Here is a 9,931-nt window from a genome sequence, read left to right as displayed (position 1 = left end):
GATAACTGTGCACGACCATAGGAAACACCATCAACATACATACCAGTGGATTGTTCAAATCCCTGATTAATACCGGAACCGATTCCACGAATATAAATATTGGTACCGATACCTGTTTCAGACATAGTTAGGTTGGGAACATAGGATTGCAGGTCTTCAATCTTATCAATACCCGCCTCCATCATCTTGGCGCCTGAAACCGCCGTGACCGAGATAGGTACATCTTGCAAGCTCTCGGCTCGCAATTGCGAAGTCACTATCACTTCTTCAAGCACTTGAGCAGTGAGCATGCCCGATTGAGCAACGGAACTGAGTAAAATACCCGCCACGATTGGTTTAACTACTGACTTTGAATAAGCCATTGCCTTCCCCCTTTAGTTGTGTAACGTCTCTAATACTGACAAACGTGTTTTATTATTCTCACTACAGTCTAGTTGGCTGTTGTTATCTGTAAACAGTTTTTAGCAATAAATCGGCCTATTTTATAAACTAATCGCTATATAAAGACTATTTTAAATAATTATTAAGAATATAGAGATTTGCACTAGCAACATCAATAAATTCCCATGGCAAGGCCAGCAGCCAGTGCTGCGCCCAACTCCTGGCACTGTTTAAAGCCTGCCATCGATGGTGGTCCGCGGCTAATAATAGGCTCAGCTACACAGCGTAACGGATAGCCTTTAACAATTCGCTCTAGCTGCCTAAGCGCACCTGTGCCATCGTTGCCAGCACTAATAATCACCCCATAAGGTAAATTCAGCGGCTGAATGCCATCGGCATAAAAGGTGCGATCAAAAAAATCTTTTAGGCCACCCGATAAATAACCAAAATTTTCTGGGCTGGCAAAGATCACCGCATCGGCCCAGAGCAAATCACTAGCCCCCGCTTCCATAGCTGGTAGCAGCCGTGCTGCTATATCTGACTCAGTGAATGCACCGGCTAAGGCCGCCTCAGCCAGCGCTCGGGTGCTGCCCGACTGGGTATGATAAATAATCAGTAGATGTTTTATACCCTGACCTCCACTACGTTACAGCACACTATCTAATGCTATTAATCTGCATCGATAAAAAGCTTATTGTTAATCAGTATCGGTCTGATAAATAGATAGGCCGCCAAGCCAACAATATCACTGAAAAAATCCAGCAATGAGAGATAACGTCCGGGTATTTGCGACTGAACACACTCAATTAACAGGCCATAGATAAGCAAGGGTAGTATTTTTTTTACCCACAAACTGGCCGCAGGATAGGCATAATCCAACAACCACAACAAAACGAAGAAGGCCAGCGCATGATTGGCTTTATCCCAGCCTGTTGTTATCACTAGTTGCTGCTGGGGCAGCACGGCCAGAAGACTGATAGACAGCAGCGCAAAATAAAAACAAAATCGAAAAAAACCTATTAGTGACACAATGCTTTCTCTTTATGGGGGCGGTGATCACAACAGCAATTGATGCACGGTCATACTGCTTGTCGCTACTGCCAATTGCAAGCTAAGCCGTTAAACTTTTAGAGACCACTTCATATACATCCGGAGACAAATCCGGCTCAGCCATAATTCTTTCCAACTGCGCCTTCATTAACTCGCCGCTTGCGGCGGTATATTTTTTCCATTTGCTTAGCGGCCCTAATAATCTAGAGGCTACCTGAGGATTGATTTGGTTTAACTCGATAATTTGATCGGCTAAAAAGCGATAACCAGCGCCATCACGCTGATGGAAATTAACCGCATTCTGGCCACAGAAAGCGCCAATTAAGGCACGGACTTTATTGGGGTTTTTGATATCAAAGGCCGGATGCGAAATCAGCGCTTTAACCTGGTTAAGCGTGTCGGGCAATGGACAGAGCGCCTGCGCCATAAACCATTGATTGACCACCAGCGACTCATGCTGCCAGCGCTTATAAAACTCTTGTAGTACGCGCTGTTTCTCGTCATTAAACTCGCTATTTAAAATCACAGTAAAGGCTGCCAATACATCGGTCATATTGCCGGCCTGATCAAATTGATCTAGAGCAGCTGTTAAAGCCTGGTCGGTGTTGAGTAACATTAAATAATCTAGAGCGGTGTTTTTTAAGCTGCGTTGCGCCATCTGTATGGCTGTGGGCTGATAATCATCCGCCAAATAATTATTGCGAAAGACTTGCCATAATTCCTGCTGCAACTGGTCGGCAATGGTTAATCTGGCTAGCGTTCTGGCTTGATAAATAGCCTGCACATCAACTGGCTCCGAAATTTCTGCCATATAGGCCTCGGTAGGCAGCTTTAACATCAACGCCACCATTGCCTTATCCAGTGACTCATCAAGCAAAATGGAACGATAGGCTGCAATCAAGCGCTTATCAACGGTCGCCTGTTTGTTGTTTTGAATGGCAGCCATCATTTCGTTAAGTATCTGCACACCCAATTGCTGGGCCGCATCCCAGCGGATAAATCCATCACTGTCATTGCGCATTAAAAACAGCAAATCATCACGACTGTAATCGAAAAATAATTTTACCGGTGCAGAAAAACCTCTGAATAAACTGGGCACCGGCTTTTCTGACACCTGTTTAAACACCAAGGTTTGCTGAGATTCTGTAATATCGATCACTAACTCGGTTTTGCTGCCATCCTCCTTATTGATATATAGCGGCAATGCACCGTCCTTTCCTAACAGGGAGATAGCCATCGGTAGATGAAAAGGCTGCTTGTGTTCTTGCCCGGGCGTGGCTGGGCAGTCTTGTTTTACTGTCAGGCTATAGGTCTGCGCATCTTCGTCATAAACAGCCTTAACCGTAACTCTGGGTGTGCCGGCCTGAGCATACCAACGCCTAAATTGACGCAAATCCTTGCCAGAGGCATCTTCCATTGCTTTAACAAAATCTTCACAAGTCACCGCCTGACCATCATGGCGGTCAAAATAGAGGTCGGAAGCTTGACGAAAGACTTGTGGACCGAGCAGATTGGCCATCATGCGGACAACTTCCGCGCCCTTTTCATAAATCGTGACGGTATAAAAGTTGGAAATCTCCATAAAAGAGGCAGGCCTGACCGGATGAGCCATTGGGCCAGCATCTTCTGCAAACTGTACGGTGCGCAGCAACGACACATCCTCTACCCGCTTAACCGTTCTTGAACCCATATCCGATGAAAATTCAGCATCACGATAGACGGTAAAACCTTCTTTTAAACTTAATTGAAACCAGTCACGACAGGTCACTCGATTGCCCGACCAATTGTGAAAATACTCGTGTGCCACCACCGCCTCAACGCGCTGAAAACCGGTATCGGTTGTTGTTTCAGGCTTGGCCAGAACACAAGAGGTGTTGAAGATATTCAGGCTTTTATTTTCCATTGCCCCCATATTAAAGTCATCGACGGCAACGATATTAAATATGGTTAAATCATACTCACGACCATAAACCTGCTCATCCCAACGCATGGCATTAATCAGGGAGGTCATAGCGTGTTCGCATTTATCAATATCTTTTGCTTCTACAAAAATACGTAGCGTGACATGATTGCCAGAAAGCGTCGTAAAGCGGTCTTCGATAAACTGCAAATCACCTGCCACCAATGCAAATAGATAAGCGGGCTTTTTAAATGGATCATTCCATTTTATCCAATGACGACCATTATCGGTTTCACCGGACTCCACAGGGTTGCCGTTAGATAGCAATACCGGATAGCGTTGCTTATCCGCCTCTATGGTTGTGGTAAATACCGACATCACGTCAGGTCGATCTAGATAATAGGTGATTTTACGAAAGCCTTCTGCTTCACACTGGGTGCAAAACATGGTGTTGGATTTATAAAGGCCTTCCAGAGAGGTATTTTGCTGCGGTTTGATTTTGGTAATGCACGCCAACTCAAATACATCCGGCACTGAATAAATGGTTAGGCTGCTTGCTGTACGTTGATATTGGTTTGTCGATAGAGCAGCGCCATTAATGGCCAGTGATTGCAATACCAACTCCTGCCCCTGTAATACCAGTTCGGCAGTCTGATTGTCGGAATCAGGATTACGACGAATTGCCAATGTTGACCTAACTTCTGCATGAGATTCTGTCAGGGTAAAATGCAAATCCGTTGTATCAATAAGAAAGTCCGGTACCTGATAATCCTTTAAATAAATCGTTTTAGCTTGTGCGTCCCGCATTGTTTAATGACTCCAACAGATTATTTGATAATTAACGGGTTTAGCCTGCGGTAAATTCAATATGGTAACCACCAAACTTACGAATATTTAAAACACCGGTATCCATAATCAGATACTGGCCTTTAATGCCCTGTAATACCCCAGTTATTTCCGCTTGCTTATCAAAGTTTAGGGACGTTACTTTGCTTGGGAATTCCGCAACGGGATAATCAATAGTGATCGGATCGGCATCGTTAATAGCCTGTATCGACTGCATGCCATATTGATCCTGCAATGCAGCCACTTCTGCTTTACAGGCCTTAAATAATTCATCACGTTTCTGCTCCAGATCGATAATATCGACTTCACCTTTGAGCATTTTTCGCCAGTTGGTTTTATCCGCCACATGGCTTTTAAACACCACTTCTACCAAACCGGATTGTTGTCTGGTGCTAACGCGAAAAATAGGCAATGCCTGTATCGCCCCTTGATCCATCCAACGGGTGGGGATTTGGCTGCCGCGGGTAATACCGACTTTAATGCCGGAAGAATTGGCCAAATAGACAAAATGCTCGGTCATGCAAAACTCATCACCCCACTCAGGCTGGCGGCAAGTGCCGGCATGGTAGTGGCATTTTTCCGGACTCATAATACAGCTATCGCACTGGGCCAATTTAGTAAAACAAGGGTAACAATAACCCTGATTAAAACTTTTTTTGGTTTTTCGACCACAGTAGGAACAATTAATCACACCATGGTATAGCAACTTAATCGGCTGACCGATTAATGGGTTAAGCGGTATGAGCTGGTCACCAATGGGCAGGTGATAAGTCACTTTGCCAGCCTCTTCTACCCCCAGCTGGTTTTGCATTTTCTTTAAATGACCGACGGCATGCGCTGTCAAAATAACCGCTCCTATTCAGACCACTTTAGCGGCTGCTCTTGATTAGCCGCAGGCTTATCATCGCAGAGCTCGCCCTCTGCCTTGCTGCCTTTATCGACATAACCAACCCGATCAGTCTCGGCAACAAAGCGCTGCTCATAATTAATCACTGCTTCCATACAAAGCTCTCGCTGCTTTGCGGTTAAAAGCCTACCATCTGGCCATTTTCCCAATTCTATACCGCGCTTAAGGTTGGCATAAATTTCCGGCGTTATACTATTTAACAGTTGCTCAAAATCCATCGTGCTATACCCGTTCACTATCTGCTGAGTGCTTATCAATTAACGCGGCACCAAAACCCATCAGACAACCCATAATCAGCCCGCCCAAATGCGCGACATTAGCGGTATTACCCGCACCTAACATAACCGACAAACCAGCGAAACCTGCCACCATCATCACCAGCGAAAAGTACAAAATAACATTGGGAATCAGTAGGTTTTTCTCCGGACGCATCATACTCCATACCCAGCCATAACCTAATAGACCATAAACCACGCCGGACATACCACCAAAAATCGTTACCTCGGCATAAACGGCCTGCATAATATTAGATCCCAAACCAATCGTCATAGAAATACCAAGCATACGAACACTGCCTTGTAATAATTCAATTCTTTGGCCTACAAACCATAACATGGCCATATTGAAGGCAATATGCATTAAACCAAAATGCAAAAAAACTGGAGTTATTAACCGCCAGTATTCGCCGGTGGGAAGAAAGTAAACAATGGAGGTACTCATTCGATCAAAATCAAAAAAAGTTAAATGTTTAACTAAACCAAAGTCGCGATCAAAGTACACCAGCAGGCAGCCCAATATACTTAATATAATAGCGCTCAGGGTAACCGGTAAATGCATCAGCAATCGGCCAAACACAACCGTAACTTCAGCACTTTGTGGCACATCAATCTTTATTGTTTCGGTTGCTCCGGACAGAAAACCTTCATAGGCATCGCGAACTTGAGGGGCTACTGATTTATCACCCACCAACAATAGTCTGCGATCATGACTTTCCACTACCCGATGACTGACCCCCTGTTGCCATAGGTATTTGCTAAAGGCCTGTAGATCCTGCTCAATCGGCACGTCAATAGCCACTATTTCAGCCATATATGTCTCTCGTCATCGGTTGAAATCTTGTACTTGCTAGTTAATTAAGCCCGTACCCCAACCTAACTTATCGCGGCAGCTGGCATAGAAACTATGATCAGTAGGTTGAATTAATTTAAGTTTGTGTCGGCGCTTGGTGATATAGACAGTATCACCCGGTATGGCGGTTAGATGGACCTGACCATCACAAGTAACCGGCGGATGTATTTTGTTGGACTGATTAATTTCAATTCTAATTTCGCTATTACCATCAATCACTATCGGACGACTGCTTAAAGTGTGTGGGAACATGGGCACTAAAACAACAGCATCAAGTTTCGGGTGCATAATAGGACCACCACCGGAGAGTGAGTATGCGGTTGATCCCGTAGGCGTAGAAATAATTAAGCCATCTGAACGCTGGGGATAGACAAATTCATCGTCAACATAGACATTAAACTCTATCATTTGTGCAGAGGTGCCGGAGTTAACCACCACATCATTTAAGGCTTCAGCTCGGCCAATGACCTCGCCATTTCGCTTGACGATAGCACTCAGTAAAAAACGTTTTTCCAGAACATACTCACCCTGCAGTACTGCACCAACTTTTTGTTCCAGTTCTTCTGGCAGAATATCGGTCAAAAATCCCAGACGACCCCGATTGATACCCAGCACAGGGACATTGTGTTTGGCTAATTGTCTGGCAGCGCCCAAGAGACTACCGTCACCACCCAGCACTATCACCAAATCACAGCTTTCGCCCATTTTGATGGTATCGATCACCGAATAAGGGTTATCGGGCAATAAACCGGCAATAACTTCGCCAAGCAGAATGTCTACTTTTTGAGCAGCTAAAAAGGTCGTTAACGCTCGCAGGGTTTCCCCAACGGCATCACTCTCGCGACCTATAATCCCTACTGTGTTAAATTTATTCATAGTCTAGTAATCAGTTTTATTGATTTGAGCTAGTATACTCTAATTTGATTAAAGCCCAAGATATGCATGACCACCATACCGCTAATTAAAACCCACTGTGTTCGAGATTTAGCCTGGAGCTGTTTTGGACAAAACCTGATTAATGACTTTGCTGATATAGGTAGTACAGATTCTGTACAGAGCTGTCATATCAGTTTAACCGAAGCAAGACTACAATGGCTGCAGCAACTGGATCAGGATCCAGCCCCACTGGTAAATTATTTAAAACAAATTCGCAGCCCTAGAATCGGCCTCTATTTCGAGGCACTGTGGCAATTTTTTATTCAGCATGATGCACAACTGGAACTGTTAGCTCATAATTTACAGGTCTCACAGAATAAGCAGACCGTTGGCGAATTTGACCTGATTTACCGCGATATCAGCACTGGCCATGATTACCATCTAGAACTGGCCATTAAGTTTTATCTCAATAAATCTTTAACGGTTAAACCAGCCATTTTTTCTTCTGATTTTAAACACTGGCTAGGCCCCAATGCCATTGACCGATTAGATATCAAAACGGAACATCTGCTTAATCATCAAACACAACTCTCTGCTAACGAAGCTGGCAAAGCTACTCTATCTAGACTCGGCGTTGACCATGTAATGACTGAAATCGCGATTAAAGGTCAATTATTTTATCCACTCAAAATTAACCCGTCGCCATCATCAGTTGCGCTATCACCAAACCATGATTACGGCCATTGGATTCATCTTTCCAAGCTGGAGCGAATCATTCAAAACAGTGGAGATTGGGTGATATTAAACCGGTCCGAATGGATCAGCCCTGTTTATGCAGCCATCGCTGAACTGACCGACAGGGTAAAAAACCCAGTGTCTTTGCAAGCTATATTAACAGTGTATTTTTCCAACAATATTCAACCCGTGATGATTTGCGCGCTGGAACAGGTAGGCGAACATTACCGAGAAAAGTTACGTTTTTTTATTACCCATGATCGCTGGCCGGAAAAGCTTAGACACTCCTAGAAAGAGTGCCAACCTCTATTAAGGTAAACATCTATCATTTTCGCTCGACGAAACGCTTGCAACGCTCTATAGTACCGCCGCCTTAACAGCACTTGTCTCTGACGATTGCTGCCCTACTGTTGGTTAAATATCAGGATTATTTTTTTGATCTCTACTGCTAATATCACCATGCAATTTGGCGCCAAACCGCTATTTGAAGATATCTCCGTTAAATTTGGCGATGGCAACCGCTATGGTCTGATTGGTGCTAACGGCTGTGGTAAATCCACCTTTATGAAAATCCTTGATGGTAGCCTGATACCCAGCTCCGGCAATGTCTCTGTAACCCCTAATGAACGCATTGGTAAGTTGCATCAGGATCAATTTGCCTTTGAAGCGTTTTCGGTGATCGATACCGTGATTATGGGTCATACCGATTTGTGGAATGTCAAAAAGGAACGTGACCGTATTTACGCTCTGCCGGAAATGTCAGAGCAAGATGGTATGAAAGCAGCCGATCTTGAAACCCAATTTGCAGAAATGGATGGTTATAGCGCAGAGAGCCGCGCCGGTGAAATTTTAATGGGCGCAGGTATCGATCAACAACTTCATTACGGCCCAATGAGTGAAGTGGCTCCCGGCTGGAAACTGCGTGTGTTACTTGCACAAGCGCTATTTTCTGATCCCGACATTTTACTTTTGGATGAACCAACCAATAATCTGGATATTGACACTATTCGTTGGTTAGAAAATATTCTTAACGAACGCAAAAGCACCATGGTCATTATCTCCCACGACCGACACTTTCTAAATGCTGTCTGTACCCATATGGCGGATATTGATTATGGTGAGTTACGTGTTTATCCGGGCAATTACGATGACTTTATGACTGCTGCGACACAGGCTCGAGAGCGTCTGCATTCAGAAAATGCTAAAAAGTCGGCCCAGATCGCCGACTTGCAACAATTTGTCAGCCGCTTCTCGGCCAATGCATCAAAGGCAAAGCAGGCAACCTCTCGGGCTAAACGCATTGAGAAAATTCAACTGGATGATATTAAAGCCTCTAGCCGTGTCAGCCCCTATATTCGCTTTAAACAAGATAAAAAACTGCATCGTCAGTCGTTAATTCTTGAAAATTTTGGTCATGGCTTTGATAACGACACGTTATTTAAAGATGGCAATATTATTTTAGAAGCCGGCGCACGGCTGGCTATTATCGGTGAAAACGGTGCCGGTAAAACGACATTGCTACGCTGTCTAATGAATGAGCTGGCGCCGGCAAACGGCAAAGTACAGTGGGCAGAAAACGCTAGCTTGGGTTATTGCCCACAAGATAGCAGCGCTGACTTTGACTGTGATACCAATCTATTTGACTGGATGAGCCAGTGGCGCAAGCCCAGCCATGATGATCAGATTGTTCGCGCCACTTTAGGTCGCTTACTATTTTCTTCAGAGGATTTTGAAAAGAAGGTAAAAGTCTGTTCCGGTGGAGAAAAAAACCGCCTATTGTTTGGCAAGTTAATGATGATGGACACCAATGTACTGTTAATGGATGAACCCACCAACCACCTCGATATGGAAGCCATCGAAGCGTTAAATCTGGCTCTGGAACATTACGATGGCACACTGATCTTTGTCAGCCATGACCGTGAGTTTGTATCATCGCTGGCAACTCGTGTGATTGATATTAAAGACCGGCAATTAATTGATTTTCAGGGTACCTATGAAGAGTATCTGGACAGTCAGTCGCTCACCGAAAAATCAGCTATCTCCTGACCTTTAGATCAACCGCTTCAGTGCGTTACTTACTTAGCCTCTAAGCCTCTAAGCCTCTAAGC

10 protein-coding genes are annotated in these 9,931 nt (G+C 44.5%); 2 read left to right on the top strand and 8 right to left on the bottom strand.

From position 1 onward, the window contains the following. From AACP44_RS07120 to AACP44_RS07085, 8 genes are all read right to left on the bottom strand, one after another. Positions 1–290, bottom strand: a 290-nt coding sequence (locus AACP44_RS07120) for a Plug domain-containing protein (protein WP_339339785.1), incomplete at its 3' end; no start/stop codon positions are given. 263 nt (positions 291–553) lie between these two features. Continuing rightward, the gene (locus tag AACP44_RS07115) at positions 554–892 is read right to left on the bottom strand and encodes an NAD(P)H-dependent oxidoreductase (protein ID WP_339339782.1); all 339 of its coding nucleotides are present in this window, start codon (positions 890–892) and stop codon (positions 554–556) included. A gap of 158 nt (positions 893–1,050) precedes the next feature. Beyond that, on the bottom strand, positions 1,051–1,344 hold the full coding sequence (locus tag AACP44_RS07110; protein WP_339339784.1) for a VanZ family protein: 294 nt from the start codon (positions 1,342–1,344) through the stop codon (positions 1,051–1,053). A 148-nt stretch (positions 1,345–1,492) separates the two neighbouring features. Continuing rightward, positions 1,493–4,138: an aminopeptidase N gene (gene pepN / locus AACP44_RS07105; RefSeq protein WP_339339781.1), complete on the bottom strand. Its 2,646-nt coding sequence runs from the start codon at positions 4,136–4,138 to the stop codon at positions 1,493–1,495. A gap of 40 nt (positions 4,139–4,178) precedes the next feature. After that, complete coding sequence (locus AACP44_RS07100) at positions 4,179–4,988, bottom strand: DUF2797 domain-containing protein (RefSeq protein ID WP_339339783.1); 810 nt, start codon at positions 4,986–4,988, stop codon at positions 4,179–4,181. A 44-nt stretch (positions 4,989–5,032) separates the two neighbouring features. After that, entirely contained in the window at positions 5,033–5,302 is a 270-nt protein-coding gene (locus tag AACP44_RS07095; protein ID WP_339339780.1) for a DUF1315 family protein, read from the bottom strand. A gap of 4 nt (positions 5,303–5,306) precedes the next feature. Continuing rightward, on the bottom strand, positions 5,307–6,173 hold the full coding sequence (locus tag AACP44_RS07090; protein ID WP_339339779.1) for a rhomboid family intramembrane serine protease: 867 nt from the start codon (positions 6,171–6,173) through the stop codon (positions 5,307–5,309). Positions 6,174–6,209: 36 nt separating this feature from the next. Next, complete coding sequence (locus AACP44_RS07085; RefSeq protein ID WP_339339778.1) at positions 6,210–7,088, bottom strand: NAD(+) kinase; 879 nt, start codon at positions 7,086–7,088, stop codon at positions 6,210–6,212. Between the two features lie 66 nt (positions 7,089–7,154). On the opposite strand from AACP44_RS07085, the gene AACP44_RS07080 reads away from it, so the two are divergent. After that, positions 7,155–8,114 carry a DUF1853 family protein gene (locus AACP44_RS07080; RefSeq protein WP_339339777.1) on the top strand — a complete coding sequence of 320 codons (960 nt, stop codon included), beginning with the start codon at positions 7,155–7,157 and terminating at the stop codon, positions 8,112–8,114. 144 nt (positions 8,115–8,258) lie between these two features. Next, the gene (locus tag AACP44_RS07075) at positions 8,259–9,869 is read left to right on the top strand and encodes an ABC-F family ATPase (RefSeq protein WP_339339776.1); all 1,611 of its coding nucleotides are present in this window, start codon (positions 8,259–8,261) and stop codon (positions 9,867–9,869) included. Positions 9,870–9,931: the final 62 nt, after the last annotated feature.

This window comes from uncultured Oceanicoccus sp. (assembly GCF_963968385.1).
Classification (GTDB): domain Bacteria; phylum Pseudomonadota; class Gammaproteobacteria; order Pseudomonadales; family Dasaniaceae; genus Oceanicoccus.
The sequence above is the reverse complement of the archived record's forward strand: the minus strand, read 5'-3'. Positions and strand labels throughout refer to the sequence as shown.